The 19905-nt window shown below is 65.5% G+C and carries 16 protein-coding genes and 1 pseudogene; 9 read left to right on the top strand and 8 right to left on the bottom strand.

Translation table 11 applies throughout. The features are described 5' to 3' along the window. Positions 1-44: 44 nt before the first annotated feature. A complete protein-coding gene (locus tag ATY02_RS25520; RefSeq protein WP_068582649.1) occupies positions 45-1370 on the top strand; it encodes a PLP-dependent aminotransferase family protein in 1326 nt (441 codons plus the stop codon). 264 nt (positions 1371-1634) lie between these two features. Here the strand turns inward: ATY02_RS25520 and ATY02_RS25525 are convergent, their stop codons facing one another. Next, positions 1635-2438: an aminoglycoside phosphotransferase family protein gene (locus ATY02_RS25525; RefSeq protein ID WP_083236061.1), complete on the bottom strand. Its 804-nt coding sequence runs from the start codon at positions 2436-2438 to the stop codon at positions 1635-1637. An 80-nt stretch (positions 2439-2518) separates the two neighbouring features. Beyond that, positions 2519-2977, bottom strand: coding sequence for an SRPBCC family protein (locus tag ATY02_RS25530; protein WP_068582651.1), 459 nt, complete (start codon positions 2975-2977; stop codon positions 2519-2521). Positions 2978-3108: 131 nt separating this feature from the next. On the opposite strand from ATY02_RS25530, the pseudogene ATY02_RS25535 reads away from it, so the two are divergent. The 6 genes and pseudogenes from ATY02_RS25535 to ATY02_RS25555 all read left to right on the top strand — a co-directional run. Next, positions 3109-3927: pseudogene (locus tag ATY02_RS25535) on the top strand (ADP-ribosylglycohydrolase family protein); the annotation flags it as partial. Positions 3928-3981: 54 nt separating this feature from the next. Continuing rightward, positions 3982-4431 carry a GFA family protein gene (locus ATY02_RS36210; RefSeq protein ID WP_068582720.1) on the top strand — a complete coding sequence of 150 codons (450 nt, stop codon included), beginning with the start codon at positions 3982-3984 and terminating at the stop codon, positions 4429-4431. 38 nt (positions 4432-4469) lie between these two features. Further along, positions 4470-4871 (top strand): lysozyme inhibitor LprI family protein, encoded by a 402-nt coding sequence (locus tag ATY02_RS25540; protein ID WP_068582674.1) that lies wholly within the window; start codon positions 4470-4472, stop codon positions 4869-4871. Between the two features lie 211 nt (positions 4872-5082). Beyond that, positions 5083-6720, top strand: coding sequence for a WG repeat-containing protein (locus ATY02_RS25545; RefSeq protein ID WP_068582676.1), 1638 nt, complete (start codon positions 5083-5085; stop codon positions 6718-6720). Positions 6721-6821: 101 nt separating this feature from the next. Then, positions 6822-7490, top strand: coding sequence for an HAD family hydrolase (locus ATY02_RS25550; RefSeq protein ID WP_068582679.1), 669 nt, complete (start codon positions 6822-6824; stop codon positions 7488-7490). 672 nt (positions 7491-8162) lie between these two features. Continuing rightward, entirely contained in the window at positions 8163-8930 is a 768-nt protein-coding gene (locus ATY02_RS25555) for an AraC family transcriptional regulator (protein ID WP_068582682.1), read from the top strand. A gap of 4 nt (positions 8931-8934) precedes the next feature. Here ATY02_RS25555 and ATY02_RS25560 read toward each other — a convergent pair whose 3' ends face one another. The 3 genes from ATY02_RS25560 to ATY02_RS25570 are packed head-to-tail and all read right to left on the bottom strand — an operon-like array spanning position 8935 to position 13113. Beyond that, complete coding sequence (locus tag ATY02_RS25560) at positions 8935-10521, bottom strand: DHA2 family efflux MFS transporter permease subunit (protein ID WP_068582688.1); 1587 nt, start codon at positions 10519-10521, stop codon at positions 8935-8937. Next, positions 10514-11626, bottom strand: a complete 1113-nt coding sequence (locus ATY02_RS25565) for an HlyD family secretion protein (protein ID WP_068582691.1) — start codon at positions 11624-11626, stop codon at positions 10514-10516. Before ATY02_RS25565 ends, ATY02_RS25560 begins: the two co-directional genes overlap by 8 nt. Continuing rightward, a complete protein-coding gene (locus ATY02_RS25570) occupies positions 11623-13113 on the bottom strand; it encodes an efflux transporter outer membrane subunit (RefSeq protein WP_068582694.1) in 1491 nt (496 codons plus the stop codon). The genes ATY02_RS25565 and ATY02_RS25570 overlap by 4 nt, the downstream gene beginning before the upstream one ends. Positions 13114-13364: 251 nt before the next feature. Between ATY02_RS25570 and ATY02_RS25575 the strand changes: the two genes are divergently transcribed. Together ATY02_RS25575 and ATY02_RS25580 are read left to right on the top strand one after the other, a co-directional pair. Beyond that, on the top strand, positions 13365-13943 hold the full coding sequence (locus ATY02_RS25575) for a DUF4337 domain-containing protein (RefSeq protein WP_068582697.1): 579 nt from the start codon (positions 13365-13367) through the stop codon (positions 13941-13943). Between the two features lie 218 nt (positions 13944-14161). Beyond that, positions 14162-16099, top strand: coding sequence for an amidohydrolase (locus ATY02_RS25580; protein WP_068582700.1), 1938 nt, complete (start codon positions 14162-14164; stop codon positions 16097-16099). Between the two features lie 158 nt (positions 16100-16257). On the opposite strand, the gene ATY02_RS25585 is transcribed toward ATY02_RS25580, so the two are convergent. Genes ATY02_RS25585 through ATY02_RS25595 form a run of 3 tightly spaced genes read right to left on the bottom strand, consistent with a single transcriptional unit; the run spans position 16258 to position 19853 of the window. Continuing rightward, on the bottom strand, positions 16258-17283 hold the full coding sequence (locus tag ATY02_RS25585; RefSeq protein ID WP_068582703.1) for a histone deacetylase family protein: 1026 nt from the start codon (positions 17281-17283) through the stop codon (positions 16258-16260). 10 nt (positions 17284-17293) lie between these two features. Continuing rightward, the gene (locus ATY02_RS25590; protein WP_068582706.1) at positions 17294-18523 is read right to left on the bottom strand and encodes a Zn-dependent hydrolase; all 1230 of its coding nucleotides are present in this window, start codon (positions 18521-18523) and stop codon (positions 17294-17296) included. 19 nt (positions 18524-18542) lie between these two features. Then, positions 18543-19853, bottom strand: coding sequence for an MFS transporter (locus ATY02_RS25595; RefSeq protein WP_068582709.1), 1311 nt, complete (start codon positions 19851-19853; stop codon positions 18543-18545). Between the last annotated feature and the right edge of the window lie 52 nt (positions 19854-19905).

The following is a 19905-nucleotide window of genomic DNA, read 5'->3' on the forward strand; positions in this document are numbered from 1 at the left end:
TGATACAAACAAAAAACTGTTCTAGATACACCGGGAGCCCAGCAATGCGCCGCACTCGCTACAAGGCCATCGTCGATGATTTCGCCCTGCGCATTCGTGCCGGGCAGTTGCCGCCCGGCACCCAGTTGCCCACGGTCCGGGCGCTGATGGCCAGGGAGCGGGTAGCCCTGGCCACCGCCTTGCGGGTCTACCAGGAGCTGGAAGCCATTGGCCTGGTGGTGGGCGAGGCCGGGCGCGGGACCTTCGTACGCGATAGCAGCCTGTCCCGGGGGATGGGCCTGGAGCAGCAACCGGCCAAGGACTGCGAGGTGGACCTGTCCTTCAACTACCCGGCCCTGCCCGGCCAGGAACAGAACCTGCGTGAGGGCCTGCGGGCCATCGCCGCCTCCGGCGACCTGGATGCCCTGCTGCATTCCGCTCCCCAGGGCGGGCGCCTGCATGAACGCCAGACCGCGGCCCGGCACCTGCGCAATCGCGAGATCCGCGTCGGTGCCGAGCAGGTGCTGATCGTCAATGGCGCCCAGCAGGGGCTGGCGGTCAGCCTGCTGGCGCTGCTGCGGCCCGGGGATGTCCTGGCGGTGGACGCCTTGACCTACCCGGGCCTCAAGAGCCTGGCCCTGGTCCACCGCCTGGACCTGGAACCCCTGCCGCAGATCGATGGCCTGACCGACCTCGACGCCTTGGAAGAGCTGTGTCGCCGGCGGCCGGTGCGCGCGCTGTACTGCATGCCCACCCTGCACAACCCCCTGGGCACGGTGATGCCTCTGGCCCAGCGCCAGCGCCTGGTGCAACTGGCCCGCGAGCATGACTTCTGGCTGATCGAGGACGGTGCCTATGCCTTTCTCGCTGAACCGGCGCCGCCACCACTGCAGACCCTGGCGCCGGAGCGCACCTTGTACATCTCGGGTTTGTCCAAGAGCGTCGCCTCGGGGCTGCGCATCGGTTTCATCGTCGCGCCCCCGGCGTTGATCCCGGCCCTGGAACGGGCGATTCGAGTGTCCAGCTGGAGCACCCCGACCCTGACCGTGACCTTAGGTTGCCTGTGGATAGAATCGGGGCTGGTGGACAACCTGGAAGAGCAGAAGCGCCACGACGCGCGCCAACGCCAGCACTTGGCAGCACGGGTGCTGCAGGGTTGCGATTACCTGGCCAACCCTTCGTCCTACTTTCTCTGGTTGAAGCTGGGGGACGGTCGTCGGGCCGACAGCGTGGTGGCGGCCCTGGCCCGGCAGAAGGTAACCGTGACCTCGGCAGATCCCTTCGCCACCACAACCCACACACCCCAGGCGCTGCGCCTGGCCCTGGGTTCGATCAGCCTGCCGCTGCTGGAGCAGGCGCTGCACAAGGTGCACAGCGAAGTCACCCGGTGACCGACCGGAGCCTTGCCGTTGCAGGCTCTGGCCCGATGAAAACCCAGGCGAAAAAAAACCCGCCGAAGCGGGTTTCTTTCAAGACCATCATGACATCCTGTCTGCAGCATCCGTGCTAATGGTCGATCTTCCGTGATCCTGAAGCGCGTCCTGCGCTGCAGTTGTGGGAAGAGATATTAAACATGTACCTGGGTGGGCAGAAGGCGCATTGAAATACAGCGCGTGTAGGAAATTGGCTATAGCGCACCTACGCAATCCCCTAGATCAGCCCGCCAGGGCCTGAACCGCCAAAGCCGCGACCTTGAGCTGGTGCCGGGCCCCCGCTTGATGATCGTCCTGGAGAAACCAGGCGGCGGACAAGCCGCTGAAGGCCAGCACCCACTGCACCAGCCGCCGGGGTTCCAGATTGGCCGCGCAGGCGATCACCCGTACCTGGCGCTCGAAACGCAGGGGATCGGTGGCGCTGGGCAGGTCCGGGTTGCAGATCAGGTTGGCAAAGTCGAACGTGCGCTCGCCGTACACGCGCTTGGGATCGATTACCAGCCAGCCACGCTCGCCGAAATCCAATACGTTGTCGTGATGTACATCGCCATGCAGGACCACTTCATCCCGAGGTGTAGCGAGCAGGTGCTCGGCCATGGCCAGGCTCTGGACGAACAGGCCGCCCTGTTGTCGTGCCGCCTCATGCAGGTCCTTGAACCAGTGGTCCAGCGCCAGCAAGGGTGGCCGGGGGTCAGGCCGTGGCGCATGCAGGCGCGCCAGGGTGGCGCAGACGATCTGGCTGACCGCGTCGTGGTCACCGGCCAGGGCCATGCGCATCAGCGAACCCGGCCCCATGGCCCGCTCCATCAGCAGCGCAACGTCTTGCTGGGCATGTACCCGCGCCGCGCCCTCACCGCCCCACCAGGCCATCAGCCGGTTACCGGCCTGTTCGTCTTCATCCAGGGCGATCTTCAGCATCGCCGGTGCGCCCGTCTCCAGGCGCACCGGCAACAGGCGACTGCCGGGGGTCACGATGGGTTCGCCATCGGCCAACAGGCGCCAGCGTTCAATGTAGGTTGCAAACACAACAGCAGCTCCGAGCGGTCAGCGACAAGCTGCAAGTTTCAAACGGCCCGGGCACCAGCGCAAGGTTGATGGCCCGGCAATCACTGCTGGCGCAGGTAGTTCTCGATGTTGCCCATCTGCTCGTCCCAACCGCGGCTGTTCATGCGAAAGGCCTTGAGCCGGCGCTCGGCGGGAATGGCGTCGAACCCCGATTCGCTGACCCGCAGCAAGGTGCCTTCGGCGTGTTCGTCCAGCTCGAAGCGCACCAGGGTGGTGGGCTCGCTCGAGTAGTCGTGGCCCGGCTCCACGGCATAAGGGTGCCAACGGAAGGAGAACAGCTCCTCGGGCAACATCTGCTCCACCTGCACCTCCAGCACCAGGTGCTCGTAACCGGGGTAAGTGATGGCGCCACGGGTCCGCTGGCCCGGAGCGAAATGCTCGCCAGCGAGTGTCACGCCGAACCAGCGGCCGAAGCTCTCGGCCTCGCTCAGCGCGGCCCAGACCTGCGCCGCACTGGCCTGGAGCAGGATCTTGCGTTCGATACGATCTGAAGAATTCATAAGCCACCTCCAGTGATGAACACTAGACCGCCCTGGGTCGAGCGCAACCGTCAGTTGCTTGCGGACCGGCCCGGCGGCCATGGATAAAAATGCTAATGTCACCCACCCAACGCTTTTGCAAAGGACCTGCTATGCCCCTCGCCCTCCTCGACCGCTATCGCGGCAGCCTGCTGGGCCTGGCCTGCGGCGATGCCGTCGGTACCAGCGTCGAATTCAAGCCTCGTGGAAGCTTCCCACCCGTTACTGACCTGCAAGGTGGCGGACCGTTCAACCTCAAGCCCGGCCAGTGGACCGACGATACCTCGATGGCCCTGTGCCTGGGGGAAAGCCTGCTACGCAAGAACGGGTTCGATGCCGCCGAGCAGATGGGCCGCTACCTGAACTGGTGGCAGTGGGGTTATCTGAGCGCCACCGGCGAATGCTTCGACATCGGCATGACCGTGCGCCAGGCCCTGGCCGACTATCAGGAACATGGCCAGCCCTTCGCCGGTTCCAGCGATCCCTATACCGCCGGCAACGGTTCGCTGATGCGCCTGGCCCCCGTGGTGCTGTTTTTCTACCCTGACCTGGCCCGGGTCCGGCAGTTCGCTGGCGACAGCTCGCGCACCACCCATGGCGCCGCCGAGGCCATCGAATGCTGCCAACTGTTTGCCAGCCTGATCGCCAGGGCCTTGGCCGGCGCCTCCAAGCAGGAGTTGCAGGTGGTGGAGGACATGCGGTTCGAGCAAGCCAAGGTGGCGACCCTGGCGCGCGGTAGCTACCTGAACAAGGGCCGCGAAGAGATTCGCGGCAACGGTTACTGCGTGGACTCCCTGGAAGCGGCGCTGTGGTGCTTCCAGCACAGCGACAACTACGCCGATGCGGTGCTGGCCGCGGCCAATCTGGGGGACGATGCCGACACCACCGCCGCCATCGTCGGCCAACTGGCCGGAGCCTTCTACGGCATCCAGGGCATACCCGGGCACTGGCTGGCCAAGCTGCACATGGGCCAGGAGATCCAGGCCATGGCCGACGACCTGCTGGCCGCGGCCCAACGCCAAGCGCCCGCCCGGCCGTTGCACGGCAGTTGCCTGTGCAAGGCCGTGCAATATCAGGTCGAGCGCCTGGACATGCCCATCGGCCACTGCCATTGCCAGACCTGCCGCAAGGCCCACGCCGCTGCCTTTGCCTCCACAGCCGGGGTGATGCGCGAACACTTCCGCTGGCTGCGGGGCCAGGAACACCTGAGCAGCTACCAATCGTCCCCGGGCAAGCTGCGGCACTTCTGCTCGGTCTGCGGTTCCCACCTTCTAGCTGAACGTGCAGGACAACCCCATGTGATCCTGCGGGTAGCGACCCTGGACGATGACCCTGGGCAGACGCCGCAGATGCATATCTGGACCTCCCACGATGTGCCCTGGCTGGCCCAGGCAGGCCTGGACAGCTGGCCCGAATGGCAACCCGGCCGCGACTAGACGGCGATTCTTCCCATTGACCGATTGCGAGACCCTCCATGCGCCCAACCCTGATCCTGGCCCTTGCGCCCCTGCTGCTGGCGCCATTGGCCCACGCCGACGAATGCAGCGATGCTCCCGACCAAGCCGCCCTGAACCAGTGCGCCAGCGTCCAGTACAAGGCTGCGGACAAGGAGCTGAACAGCCTGTACCAACAGATCAGCCAGGGCCTGAAGAACCAGGCGCACAGCAAGCAGCGGCTGGTCAGCGCCCAGCGCGCCTGGGTGGCATTCCGCGATGCCGAGTGCGGCTACGCAACCTCGGGCGTGGAAGGTGGCAGCCTCTACCCATTGGCCTATAGCCAGTGCATGACGGCACTGACCAAGGCCCGGGTGGAGAACTTCAAGAACTACCTGAAGTGTGAGGAAGGTGATGTGAGCTGCCCGGTGCTGGGTCGGTAGCAGGCGCCTGTTTCCAGCCTCGTTGGACTGTTGCCCCGCGCGCCATGTCGTGAAAAACGTCTGGGCCTTGTACGGCGCGGTGGGCTGTACCGGTGGTTTTCTTTGCAATTGGATCTTGCATTTATCCGTCGCCACCGCAGAATCACCCCGCTTTGCCTGGCCGCTTGCGCAGGCAGTGCAATTTCCCCCTATTGCAAAGGAACCTTCGTTCATGGATAGAAGCGCCAGCGCCCGTCTCGGCTCGCTGATCCTCTCGTTGTCTGCTCTGGCCCTGACCGGATGCAAGGAAGAATCCAGTCCCAAGACCGTGGCCGCCGCGCCTGCCCCGGCACCCGCCGCCATGGTGATTCCCGTGTGCGCCAACGGCGAATGCGCAGTGCTGGACCAGAACGGCTCGGTGCTGGTCGGTGCCGACAACGACTACGAGGCTGTCGTCACCCTGCCCCTGGACAAGAGTTTCCTGTTCGCCAAGGACGGGACCTGGAACCTGGCCAGTGCCGACGGCAAGCAGATCCTGCTGGCCAATTTCACCGATGACCTGCGTCTGTTGACCCCTGGCTACTTCGGCTTCGGCAAGGACGGCAAAGTGGGCGTCATCGACCAGAGCGGCAAGGAAGTCCAGCCGCCGCGTTTCGATGACCTGTACGTCGGAGGCCAGAACGATTTCATCGTCTATGAATTGAACGAGAAACGCGGCCTGCTGGACGCCAAGGGCCAGGAACTGACCCAGGCGCTGTATGACAGCAGCGTGGTGCGCGACGACTTCGCCAAGCGCGGCTGGTGGATGACCGCCGAACGCGGCGAGGAAAAGTGGGCGTTCAACCTCAAGACCCACGAGCAAAAGAAAGTCGCGTTCGACAACATCGACAGCGCCGCCAACGGGTACCTGGTGGTCAGCAACGACCAGGGCAAGTTCCTGGCCGATGCCCAGGCCCAGCTGGTCGGCGGTACCCAGTACTACTGGCTGGGCGTGCCGGGCGAAAGCCGGGTGGCCTTCAGGGAAAAATACGACAGCCCCTGTGGCTACCTGGACTTGCAAGGCAAGACGGTGATCCAGGCCCAGTTCAGTACTTGCGAAGTGTTCGGCAAGCAAGGAGCGCTGGTCACGGCCAAGGGCGCCGATGGCGAAAGCGGCAAGATCGGCATGATCGACCCGCAGGGCCAGTGGAAAGTGCAGCCGGTATACGACTCGGCGGAACCGGCAGGCTTCAGTCCCTACGGCCTGTTCCCCCAGGTGGCCGGCCTGAACCAGATCGGTACCCTGCAAAGCGCGTTCACCGCGACCTACGGCATCTTCGATGTGGACAAGGGTGTCGAACTGTTCAAGCCGACCTACACCAATATCGGTGCAATCACCCCCGACCTGTTCGCCTTCAGCACGCCTGACAGCCCGACCAAGCCGGTCACCCTGTTCGGTGAGGCGACCAAGACCGCCACCGTCGGCCTGATGGACGCCACGGGCAAGGTACTGATGGAGCCAGGCCAATACGTGGACATCCACCTGGACAGCACCGGTCACTACCTGCTGGCCAGCGAAGACACCTCGCCGCTGGCCACCGTAGCGCTGCTGGACATGAAGGGCCAACGCCTGATTCCCGGCAAGTGGCAGGAGCTGGTCATCGATGAAGCCCGTGGCGCGATCTTCGGTTATGCCGTGGAAGGCCTCGGCGACGACCAGACCCGCACCATCAAGGCGCTGTACCGCATGGACGGCACCCCGAGCTTCCAGGTGACCCAGGTCGAATGCGGTGCCGAACAAGTGCTCGATGGCCAGGGCAAGGTGCTGTGGCCAACCAACCCACAAGAGCACTGCCCACAGCCCGACGAAGACGGCCCAGCCGAGGGTTGACCCTTAGTTGAGCGGCCACGGCTGCGATCAAGCCTGCTAGGATGCGGGCTTGATCGATTCAGCCAACCGGCCCGGATGGGGCCCGACAGGAACTGTCTCCCATGCTCAACGCTTTGCTCTTCGACCTTGACGGCACCCTGGCCGACACCGATGCCCTGCACCTGTTAGCCCTGCAGCAACTGTTGCAGGAGGAAGAAGGCCGGGACTTCGGCCATGAGGAATTCATGGCCCATGTCAGCGGCCAGGCCAACGCCAACATGTGCCGCTACCTGTTCCCCGAACGCAGCGTGAACGAGCACGAGGCCTTTGCCGAGCGCAAGGAACAGCGCTTTCGCCAACTGTCAGCACAACTGGAACCGATGCCCGGACTGTTGCGCCTGTTGGATTTCGCCGAGCAGCACGGCATTGCTACCTGCGTAGTGACCAACGCTCCACGGGCCAACGCCGAGCACATGCTCAAGGCCCTGGGCCTTGAACAACGCCTGCATCAAGTGCTGGTGGCCGAAGAGCTACCCCGGGCCAAGCCCGATCCCCTGCCCTACCTTCGCGGCCTGGAATGCCTGCGTGCCAGCGCCAGTGCAGCCCTGGCCTTCGAAGACTCGGTCCCGGGGCTGACAGCCGCGGTCGGGGCCGGTATCCCTACCTTCGGCCTGGCCACCAGCCAACACCCCCGGACCTTGCTGGAGGCGGGTGCCCATCGGGTTATCCGCGACTTCGACGACCCGCAACTGTGGTCGGAGATCCATCATCGGCTCGGTCTGCCTGCCTAGGGACCTGCCCGGAATCTGCCAGAGCCTGCGCCAGCCACCACCGCAGGCTCTAATGACCCACCCTCTGCCAACCTCGCACCTCGCACCTCGCACCTCGCACCTCAGCAGCCTGTCCGGTTACGCCGGGTGGGCACCCGCAACGCAGGCGCTGAACTGCACGATTTGGCAGGCACGCCGTACAGGCGATGAATTGGCAGTGCAGGGCGGAAATAAAGGAAGTGGCGATTCAAGCGAGGAGTCGGGGGGAGAAAGGGTGCTCGCCCATTACTTCGGCAGTGGTATCTCAGCCGAAGCCCCCCTTTGGCTGGGCGAGCAGGGAGCCATGTTACGTGGGAGGCCACAACTGGCCACATCAGATAATTCCTAAAGATCTGTGGGATTCAGGAAAAAACCAATGCGCGTTTTCTTAAACGCGACCTTTTTTTCACAGCTCTTTCACCTCGCCAGCCTTAGATTGAGAGTCACTCCTTAACGAATCCCATTTGGCCCGCTCATCGCGGGCTTTTTTTTGCCTGGCGTTCTGCTGCCAATGCGCTTGTTAGCGGCCTACGTTGAAATCGCGGATTATCGGCAGCAACTGAGACTACGGCAGCAAGTGCTCTTTCATTGTCTCGAAATGGACATTGCACTTTATGATGGACACCCTTTGTCCTGCCTGGAGGCGATGCATCCATGTCCGACCTGCTTGTAGTTTCGTCCATCGACAGCCTGGCGGTACCGGTCACCAGCATTGCCGTGGATTATCCCAACGGCCATGTGATCCCCTCCCACAGCCATCCCCGCTCGCAACTGGCCTATGCCATCGAAGGCGTGTTGGTGATCGATACCCAATCCGGACGCTGGGTGGTGCCGCCCAGCCGCGGAGTCTGGCTGCAGGCCGGGGTCGAGCACCGGGTGCGCATGCGCGGGGCTGTGCGCATGCGCAGCCTGTTCGTCAACGTCGACGCCATCAGCGACCTACCCGAGAACGACTGCGTGATCGAGGTCTCGCCGTTGCTGCGCGAATTGATCCTGGCCGCCTCCCAGGTCGATGAGCACTACCAGGCCGATAGCCGCGATGGCCGGCTGATGCGCCTGATACTCGATGAAATGCGCTCGCTGCCAGTGTTGCCATTCAGCCTGCCCTGGCCCCAGGAACCGCGCATGCTCCAGGTCTGCCAGGCCCTGGCCGAAGACCCGGCGGACAACCGCACCGCCGAGCAATGGAGCGACCGCCTGGCCATGAGCGCCAAGACCTTCCACCGCCAGTTCCAGCGCCACACCGGCATCACCTTCGGCCGCTGGCGCCAGCAGGCGCGGTTGTTGATGTCCCTGGAGTGCCTGGCCCAGGGAATGCCCGTGGTGCAGGTGGCCCTGCAACACGGCTACGACAGCCAGAGTGCCTTCGCCGCCGCCTTCAAGCGCCAGTTCGGCACCCCGCCATCGGAGTTCTACCGCTGAGCATTCAGGCCCGGCGCAGGAGCAATCCGGCCAGCACGCACAACAACATCGCGGCCCCAGCCAGCAGGAAGGCATCGCTGTAGGCCATGAGCAGGGCATCGCGATGCAACACCCGGTTCATCAATTCCAGGGCCTGTCGGCGCAAGGGCGCGGCCGCCGCCGAATGCAGCGCGCTGGCGTAGTCCAGCGGCACCTGGGCGAGCATCCGCACCCACTCCACCAGACGCTCCTGGGTGGCCTGGGCGAACAGGCTCACCGACTCGCCAATGCGCTGACCATGGAATTTCTCACGCTCCACCACCACCTGGCTGGACAGGGCGATACCAATGGCGCCACCGACGTTGCGCACCATGGAGAACAGCCCCGAGGCCGAACCCACCTGGTCTTTTTCCAACCCCTGGATGGCCATCACCCCCAGCGCCACCACCACCAGCGACTGACCGATGCCACGGATCACCAGCGACGGCACGATGACGTTGACCGAGGCATCGGGGTTCAGGTGCATGTTCATCAGGCAACCGATGCCGGTAATGGCAAAGCCGGCGATGATGATCGTTCGCGCGCTGGTCCAGCGCATCAGGTGCGGCGTAGCGAAGGACATGGCGAACTGCACCAGGCCGTAGGGAATCATCATCAGGCCGATCTGCCGGGCGTTGTAGCCGTGGATCTCGGCGAAGTAGTTGGGCACCAGGAACACCACGCCGAATACCACCGCACCGAAGGTGAATTGCATCAGGCTGGCGATGCCGAAGTTGTAGCGAGCCAGCAGCCGCAGGTTGATCAGTGGCTGCGGGCGACGCAGTTCGATGACCGTGAAGGCCAGCAGGCCGACGCAGGCCAGCACCGCGCAGTTGACGATGAACGACGAGGCCAGCCAATCATGGCGCCCGCCCTCCTCCAGCATGATCTGCAAGGCCGCCAGGCCCACCGCCATGCTGGCGATGCCGCCCCAGTCTCCCTGGCGCAACTTCTCCAGGACCATGGGCTGCGGGCGCACCGACCAGCCGATGGCTGCCAGCAGCAGCAACCCCGGTGGCACTTGCAGGTAGAAGATCCAGCGCCAGGAGTAAGCATCCGTGAGCCAGCCGCCCAGGGATGGGCCCGCCGCCTGGGCGACGTTGTTGGCCACTGCGAACAGCGCCATGCCCAGGGGATGGCGGGCCGCCGGCAGCTCGGTGACGATCAGTTGGAACGACAGCGGAATCAGTACGCCGCCAAAGGCTCCCTGCAGCACCCGCGCCAGGATCAGGCTGTGGATGTTCGGCGCCAGGGAACAGGCGATGGAGAACAGTACGAAGCCGGCGGTACCGACCATCAGCACCCGGCGCATGGAGAAGACCGACACCAGCCAGCCGGTCATGGGGATGATGATGATCTCGGCCACCAGGTAGGCAGTGGTGATCCATGAGCCCTCCTCGAACGTAGCGCCCAAGGAGCCGCGCACATCCGGCAGCGAGGCGTTGGTCACGTGCACGTTCATTCCGGCCATGAAGCAGCCAACCACGCTGCCCAACACCGCCACCCAGGTACGCAGGCTGATCGCCGGCACTGCCTCGGCCGCTGGCTCGGCCAAGCGCTCGGCACTAGTCATGGCGGGTATCCACGGTCACCACCACCGACATGCCTGGGCGCAACTCGGCCTGGCGCGGCTGCCCGGGGTCCAGGTGGATGCGCACCGGCATGCGTTGCACGATCTTGGTGAAGTTGCCGGTGGCGTTGTCCGGTGGCAGCAGGGCGAACTGCGCGCCAGAGGCCGGGGCGAAGCTCTCCACCCGACCGCTGAGCCGTTGGCCACCCAGGGCGTCGACCTCGACCTGGGCGACTTGCCCGGGGCGCATGCCGTCGACCTGGGTCTCCTTGTAGTTGGCCACTACGTAGGCCTCCTGGGGCACGACCGCCAGCAGCGGCGCCCCCACTTCCACATACTGCCCTGCGCGCAGGCTGCGTTGCCCGGCGACCCCATCCACGGGGCTGCGCAGCTCGGTACGGGCCAGGTCGATACGGGCCAGGCGCAACTGGGCCTCGCTGCGGGCCACGCCGGCTTCGAGCTTGTCCAGCTGGGCCCGGGCACTCTGCTGCTCGGTATCGAGCACCGCCACTTGCTGGCGGCGCGCGGCCAGGCTGGCCCGGGCAGCGACCAACGCAGCGTCGGCCTGGCGCGCCAGGGCATCGGCGCTTTCCAATTGCTGCACACTGCTGACCTGCTGGCTGGCCAGGTGCCGTTGCCGGCGCCCTTCCTGGCCAGCGCGCAACGACTCGGCCTGGGCCGCGCTCACTTGTGCCTGGGCCTCGCCGATCAGGCTCTGCTGTTGCTGCTGGCGCGCCCCCAGGTTGGCCAACCGGGCTTGCCCCGTGCGCAATTCGGCACGGGCTTCGCGCAGCACGGCCTCGGCCTGCTCCACCCGTGCCGAGTAATCGCTGTCGTCGATCCGGGCCAGCAGGTCGCCGGCCTTGAGTAGCTGGTTGTCACGTACCTCGACGCTGGCCAGGTAGCCGGCCACCCTGGGCGCGATGGTGACGATATCGGCGCGCAGGTAAGCATTGTCGGTCACCACCAGGAAACGACCGTTGAACCACCAGTACAGGCTCCAGGCCAGGATCAGCAGCAGGCCCAGGACCAGCCCGGCGTACAGCAACAGGCGGCGTCGGGTCAGGCCATGGACAGGGGAAGCGGAAGTAGAAGCGGTATCGGTCATTGCAGGGACTCGCCAGTGGCTTGAGAGGAGGAGGAGCGAAAGGACGATGCGTGGCTGTCACGGTCCACGGTGGGCAGGATCACCGGCGGGGCATTGCGCCAGCCGCCGCCGAAAGCCTTGAATACCAGGACCTGGGCGTCGATCAGTTGGCCGTCGGCCCGCGCCGCTGCGGATCGGGAAGCCACATCGGTGCGCTGGGCATCGAGGTAGTCCAGGGCACTGGACGCTCCGGCGGCGCGGGCCAGGCCGGCCAGGCGCAGGGCCTCGTGGTTGCGTTCGGCCGCCAGCTGCAGGTCCTGCTGGCGCTGCCCGGCGGCCTGGTAGTCGCTCAGGGCCTGGCGCTGCTCCTTGAGCGCCACCAGGATGCTGCGGTCGAATTCCGCCAGCGCTGCGCTTTCACGGGCATCGGCCTGGGCGATCCGGGCACGTACTGCGCTGATATTGGGAAAGCTCCAGGACAGCAACGGTCCCAGGCGCCAGACCGAGGCGTCGCGCTCGTCGAAACCGTCAGGATGATGGGCCGAACTGGCGATCCCGGCACCCAGGCTGATACGCGGATAGAGCTCGGCCCGGGCTACGCCGATACGCGCCGTGGCCGCCGCCAGCCGACGTTCGGCCTGGCTCACGTCCGGCCGCCGACGCAACATGGCCAGGGCATCATCGCCCGGCAGGCTGGCAATCAGCGCCGGAGGCTGGCGACAGGCTTGCGCCCGGGCCGGCACATCACCCGGCAGGCGTCCCAACAGTACCGCCAGTTCGGCCAGGGCCCGCTGGCGCCCGGCTTCCAGTGGCGGCACGGCGGCGCGCACCTGGCCCACCAGCCCCTCGGCCCGGGCCACGTCCAGGGGCAGCGCGGCGCCGGAACGATGCAGCTCGGCAGTCAGGTCACGCCCCTGCTCCACCAGTGCCAGGGACTGGCGCGCCACACCCAGGCGCTGGCCGTAGCTGCAGGCTTGCAGCCAGGCGCGGGTGGTCTCGGCGGCCACTACCACCCGCAGGCCGTCCTCGGCAGCCCTTGCGGCGTCGGCATCGGCCCGGGCCGCTTGCTCCAGGCCATGCAAGCGACCGAACAGGTCCATCTCCCACTGCACATCCAGGCCGATGCCGTAGCGAGTACCGGTGCGGATACGTCGGTTGTCGCCCAGGGCCGCTTCCAGCTGGTCGTCCGCCGTGCTGCCATAACCGGCGTTGGCCGACAACTGGGTCTGCGGCTGGTCCAGGGTATCGGCTTCACGCAACAGGGCCCTGGCTTGCAACAGGTTGGCCGCCGCCGCCCGCAAGTCGCGGTTGTGGCTAAGTGCCTCCTCGACGGCGGCATTCAATGCCGGGTCCTGGTACAGGCGCCACCATTGGTCGCTCCCAGGCTCGCGCGCCGGAGATGGATCAGCAGGCAGGCTTAAGGTGGTACTGGGGGCACGCTGTGGCCCGACGCTACAGGCGCCCAGGAAGATGCACAGGGCCAGCGCGGGCCCCCGGTAAATAGGCATGGAAGATACTCGATGAGACGATGGGCCTACTTTAGGAAGGCATCTGACGACCGTCTAACGAGAATCTCCTTTCTGTTATCGCAAAATGGTCATTATCCTTCGAGCACCCCCGTTGCCCGGCTCAGCACGCTTTCACCATCGGCAACGCCAGGCTGTCGCCTGGCTGAACAACATTGCGCCAGACCAACCGGGCGTCGGCACCGTAGTTACAATTTGATACTTCCCCCCTCCCTACTTCCTGATCGATCGCCATGACCGAAGAATTCGAAGTGCCCAGCCCCCACGAAAAGCACCTGGAACACGTAAGCGAACATGCCCATGCCCGCAGCGATGGTTTCGCCAGCAAGATTGCGGTGATGACGGCGATCATGGCCACCATTGGCGCCCTGTTGAGCTACCAGGCCGGCTCCAGCGAGAGTCTGGCGGCGATGGACAAGAACAATGCAGCGATGAAGAAGACCGAGGCGGCCAACCAGTGGAACTACTACCAGGCCAAGTCCAGTCGGCAGAACCTGGCGGAGCTGGCGACTCATATTCCCGGAGTGGATGCCAAGCACTATGGCATCGAGGCCCAGCGCTACCAGAAGGAAAAGGAAGCGGTGCGCCTCAAGGCCGAAGCCCTGGAAGCCCAGGCCCAGGATTGGGATGAACAGTCCGAAGCCGCCTTGCACCAGCACCATCGCTGGGCCCAGGCGATGATGGCGATCCAGATCGCGATCTCGATGGCAGCCATCACCCTGCTGACCCGCAAGCAATGGCTGGCGCGCCTAGCCTATGGCACGGCCGGGGCCAGCGTGCTGCTGGGTTCGTTGGCCTGGTTGCATATCTAGCGGCGCGCCTGGAAATCCTCGAGGGCTGCCTGCGTTTGCCAATCCGCCCCCCAACCAACCCCGCCACGGGCCGGCGCAGGACCGGGCCGCTCCTGGCAATGGGCCAACTCGCCCGGCGAACGGCTGCTACGCTCAGCGCGAGCCGGATCGTACCTGCCCGTGCTCCTGGCTCATGAACCTTTCCCCCTCAAACCACCAAGAACCTTGAGGAACGCATCATGGGATCAAATGGAAATGATCACGACTACATCCAGTGCGGATGCCACAACCCGGTCTGGGAAGCGCTGAAGCACAGCCTCGACCCGGCCCGCTACATGGCCGGGCTGCCCCGCGAAGCCCATGGCCCGCTGCAGGAGCCGGACGGCGCATCCATCGTCTTCACCAATGGCACCATCTATCCGCTGCGCGAGGGCAATATGGACGACCGGGTCGAGGCCCTGGGCATCCATGCCGGCGATGTGGTGGCCGTCGGCACCCTGGCCGAGGTCAAGGCGCGCATGCAGGACTTGAAGCTCACCTACACCACCCAGGACCTGGGCGGCAGGACACTGCTCCCCGGCCTGGTGGAACCCCACGCCCATATCGTGCAGAGCTGTGCCATGGATGGCTGGTTGAACCTGGGCGCCATCGTCAATGACGTGGATACCGACCCCGACAGCAAAACCTTCAACCACGACGAGCGGCAGAACCAGCGACTGCGCCCCGTCTATGACTGGAACTGGCTGAAGAGCACCATCCAGGCCCAGCTCCCCAAGGACAACTCGACCTGGATCCTCGGGCACATGGTCGACCCGGCGCTGATGCCGTTCAAGGTGGTGCCCGGGGGCCAGAACCAGCTCATCACCCTGGGCTGCGGCTTCGACGAAGAAGTCGGCAACCTGGACAGCATCGACAAGCTGCACCCGATGCTGCTGGTCAGCGCCTCGATGCACACCGCCTACCTGAACAGCGCCGCCAGCGAACTGGTCACCAAGGCCGGGATCACGGTCACTAACGGCACGGTGCAGGAAGAGGATGTGCTCAAGGCGATCCTGGTCATTCCCCTCAAGCAGCAACTGGAGATGCTCAACATCTTCAAGCGCCTGGACCACTACTTCGCCACCGCCGCGCGGCGCGGTATCACCCTGTTGTACGACGCCATGATGGACCCCATCTCCAAGCTGCTGCTGGATGCCTATTTCCTCAACCATCCGCGGACCCTGCGCATCGGCTACGCCGCGGCCTGCAACGGCACGGCCAAGAGCATCGGCCAGCTACCGGCCTATCAGCCGGCCACCCGCGAACAGGCCAAGCGCATGTACCAAGGCTCGGTGAAACTGGTCTCGGACGGTTCCAACCAGGGGCTGACCGGTTACCAGACCGCCGATTACTGCTGCAATGCCGGTACCCGCCCCAAGGGCAACTTCAACTTCTGCGATAAGGGCGAGCAGGATCCGCAAGACCTCCCCGTCGCCTACCAGGACCTGGTCCAGGCCGTCGCCGCCAAGGGCTGGCCGCTGATGATCCACGCCAATGGCGACCGGGCCATCGACTTCACCCTGCAGGCCTACCAGAAAGCCTTCGAGCAGGGTGTGGGCCTGAACAAGCGCCACCGCATCGAACACTGCTCGCTGCTCAGCGAAGATCGCCTCAAGACCATGGTCAAGCTGGGGCTGTCGCCCAGTTTCCTGGTGGGGCATGTCGGCTACTGGGGCTACGCCTTCCAGCAGGCGATCTTCGAGAATCGCGCCGACACCATGCTCGACCTGTGCCAGATGGCCCTGGGCAAGGACCTGCGGATCTCCCTGCACAGCGATTGCACGGTCACGCCGCTGGGCCCGCTGCGCTCGATGGAGCAGGCGGTAACGCGCAAGATGGAAGGCCTGCGCCTCCCAGGACAGACGCCTTATGTACGGGACCCGCAACAGTTGCCGGTGCTCAACCCCGAAGAGTGCCTGACGCGTAAACAAGCGCTGAAGGCCATCACCTACGATGCCGCCTGGCAGTGCAATGCCGAAGCCTGGACCGGCTCCCTGGCTGAGCGCAACTTCGCCGACTTCGTGATCCTCGAGCAGGACCCGCTGGACGAAAACGTCCCGGCCACCAGCCTCCGCGACATCACGGTGCATGAGACCTGGAAAGGCGGCCAGCGGGTGTACTCCAGCAGCGCCAGCTGACACCTTGGCAAGCCCGTTCCCGCAGCACCGGCGATGGTGTTGCGGGACACTCGGGCCGTTGCAGATGCCAACACTCAGGGAAAGGTAAAGGCTCGCGCCAGAGGGCGAGTGCCGTCCAGCCGCTCCCCTGGCAAACACACAGCCAGCGTCTGATCCGGTCAGCAGGCCCAGGCAGCGGCGTCGGCGAAGAAGGCCCGGGCGTTGTCTTCCAGGCTTTCCAGGTGATAACCACCCTCCTGGACGATCAGGCATGGCAGGCCCAGGCCGCGGATACGCTGGCCCAGGCTGGCGAAGCCGGCACGGGTCACCGCCACCTTGCTTTGCGGGTCCAGCTCGAAGATGTCGAAGCCCAGGGACAGCACCAGCACCTGGGCATCGAACGCCCGTACCGCGGCCAGGGCCTGCTCCAGCCGCGCGAGGAAATCCTCTTCGCTGGCACCGTGGGCCATGGGCAGGTTGAGGTTGTAGCCCTGGCCCGCGCCGCTGCCACGTTCCTCGGCAAAACCGGCGACGCCCGGGTAGAAGTTGGTGGGGTCGCCGTGCACCGAGACATACAGCACGTCGCTACGCTCGTAGAAGATTTCCTGGATGCCCTGGCCGTGGTGCATGTCGGTGTCGAGCACCGCGACCCGGCTGTATCGCTCCCGCAGCACCTGGGCGGCGACGGCCGCGTTGTTCAGGTAGCAGAAGCCACCGGCAGCCTCGGCCCGTGCATGGTGCCCCGGCGGGCGGCACAGGGCGTAGGCCGCCGGTTCGCCATCGAGCAGCGCCCTGGCCCCGGCGATGGCGCTCTGGGCCGACCAGTAGGCCGAGCGCCAGGTCCACTCGCCCACCGGGCAACTGCCGTCGGCCAGGTAGCGCGCGGCCTGGGCCAGGACACCACGCAGGGCATTGGGCTCACGCACGAAGATGTTGGACATGACCTCCTCGCCCCAGTCCTCGGGGATGTCCTTCCAGCGCCGATGGGCCTGTTCGAGGAACTCCAGGTAGGCCGCACCATGCACCGCTAGCAGGGGTTGCAGGCCGGCATCCAGCGGTTGCTCCAGGGCGAAACCCAGGGTGTGTACCGCCTGTACCAGGCGCCGGGCCCGCTCGGGCACTTCCTGGGGCGTGCGCATCTGGCCTCGGGAGAAATAGCTCCGGGGATGGTGAAGCAATTGTTCGGGGTGGAAAAAACTGCGCATGCAAGGCTCCTCAGGCGACCCGGCCGGCACGGGCCAGCACGGCGTTAAGCAGGACATCGGCGCCCTGGCGCACGTCCTCGGGCAAGACATCTTCGGCTTCGTTGTGGCTCAGGCCGCCGACACAGGGAATGAACACCATGGCGGTCGGGCAGTAACGCGCCAGCAGGATCGCATCATGGCCGGCGCCGCTGACGATGGACTGCTGAGGGTAGCCCAGGCCGTCCACTGCCTCCTGCACCGCTGCCACGCAGTCGGCGTCGAACGGCGTGGCCGGGCTGACCCAGTGGCGGCTGATGTGCACCTTGAGCCCCCGTTGCCGGGCGATGCCCTCCAGGCGCTGCTGGACCTGTTGCTCCATGGCGGCGATCTGCTCGTCCTGGTGATGGCGCAGGTCGACGGTGAATTGCAGCAGGCCGGGAATGGTGTTGCGCGAGGATTTGGCGATGCTCAACTCACCCACGGTGGTCAGGCCCTCGGGAGCGAAATCGGCGGCCAGTCGCTCCACCGCCAGGATCATCTGCGCCGCGCCATACAGGGCGTCCTTGCGCAATGGCATCGGCGTGGTTCCGGCGTGGGCGGCCATGCCTTCGACCTGGATGTCGAGCCAGCGGATGGCCTGGCCACCGCTGACCACACCGATGCTCTTGGCGTTGTCTTCGAGGATCGGTCCCTGCTCGATATGCGCTTCGAAGTAGGCATCCACCGCCCCGCCCAAGGGCCGCTGGCCGGCATAACCGGTGTTCTGCAAAGCCTGGGCGACACTGATGCCCTCGGCGTCGCGCACCGCCAGCGCATCTTCCAAGGCCATCGCCCCGGTGAACACCGCCGAGCCGAACATCGCCGGGGTGAAGCGCGCGCCCTCTTCGTTGGTCCAGACCGCCAGCTCCAGCGGCTTGCAGGTGGCAATGCCCTGGTCGTTCAGGCTGCGCAGCACTTCCAGCCCCGCCAGCACCCCGTAGACCCCATCGAAACGGCCGCCTTCGGGCTGGGTGTCCAGGTGGCTGCCGATCATCACCGGCGCAGCCTGCGGGTCGGTTCCGGGGCGCCTGGCGAACAGGTTGCCGATGGGATCGACGCTCAGGCTCAGCCCGGCTTCGCGGCACCAGTGGGCGAACAGTTCGCGACCGGCCTTGTCCTCTTCGCTCAAGGCCAGGCGGCAGCTACCGCCACGGGCGGTGGCGCCGATCTCGGCCATGTCCATCAGGCTCGCCCACAGGCGTTCGCCATTGATCTTCAACATCTTCAGGTTCTCCAGACAGTCAGGCGTGGGATGCCATTTCCAGGCGATGGGCAGCGGCGTGCCGGCGGGCCAGGGCTAGCACGCACAGCAGCGATACAGCGGCGATCAGGCTGTAGAACAGCGCCATCGGCCACCATTGGCCGAGAAAACGATGGGCCAGCCAGGTGCCGATCAAGGGTGTCAGGCCACCGGCCACAGCGCCGCAGACCTGGTAGGCCAGGGAGATCGCGGTGTAGCGCACCCGGGTCTCGAACATGCCGCTGACGTAGCCGGCGATCACCGCATAGAAGGACGCCATGCACACCACCGCCAGGGCGATGCCGAGGATCATCAGCGGCGCCTGGGCCGAACTCACCAGCACGAACATCGGGTATGGCGAGGCCATGGCCAGCAGCGCCACCAGGCACAGGAAGCGCGTGGCGCCGATCTTCTCGGCAACCCAGGCGGCCAGGGGCTGGATGCAGAACTGGATGATCGCCACCACGAACAGGCACTCGAGGATCAGCGACCGGGGAATCTGCAGCTGCTGGGTGCTATAGGCGATCATGAAGGTGTTGGTGAAGTACACCCCGGCGATTCCCAGGGTGTTGGCGCCGATGCACAGCAGCAACGGCCGCCAGGCGCTGTGCAGGACTTCCAGTACCGGCGCCTGCTCATGGCGGGCAGCCTTGGCGGCGCGCTCGCGGCTGGCGAGGAATTCCGGCGACTCCTCGACCCCCAGGCGAATCGCCAGGCCCACCACCAGCAACAGCGCGCTGGCCAGGAACGGCAGGCGCCAGCCCCAGCTCATCAGGGCTTCCTCGGGCAAGCGGGTCACGGCGCTGAACGCCAGCAGCGAGAGGATCAACCCGGCCGGGCTGCCCAGTTGTGCGAAAGAGGCGAAGAAGTTGCGCCGGCCCTTGGGCGCATGCTCGCCGGACATCAATACCGCCCCGCCCCACTCGCCCCCCACGGCGATGCCCTGGACGATGCGCAACAGGATCAGCAGCACCGGCGCCGTGGCACCGATCTGCGCGTAGGTCGGCAGCAGGCCGATGCACACCGTGACCACGCCCATCATCAGCAAGGTGATGACCAGGGACTTCTTGCGCCCGATGCGATCGCCGATATGGCCGAAAATGATGCCGCCCAGAGGCCGGGCGAAGAAGCCCACGGCGAAGGTGCCGAAGGCCGCCATGGTGCTGAACAGCGAGTCGCTGGAGGGGAAGAACAAGGCGCCGAATACCAGCGCTGCGGCCGTGGCGTAGATGTAGAAGTCGTACCATTCGATCATGGTGCCGATGAACGCGGCGGCAGCGGCCCGGCGCGGTTGAGGCGAGGCGGAGGACATGGATCAGGCTCCCTTGATTGTTGTTCTGGCAGGAGGACGGTGCAGCGCAGGC

The organism is Pseudomonas sp. BIOMIG1BAC, assembly GCF_001705995.2.
Taxonomy (GTDB): domain Bacteria; phylum Pseudomonadota; class Gammaproteobacteria; order Pseudomonadales; family Pseudomonadaceae; genus Aquipseudomonas; species Aquipseudomonas sessilinigenes.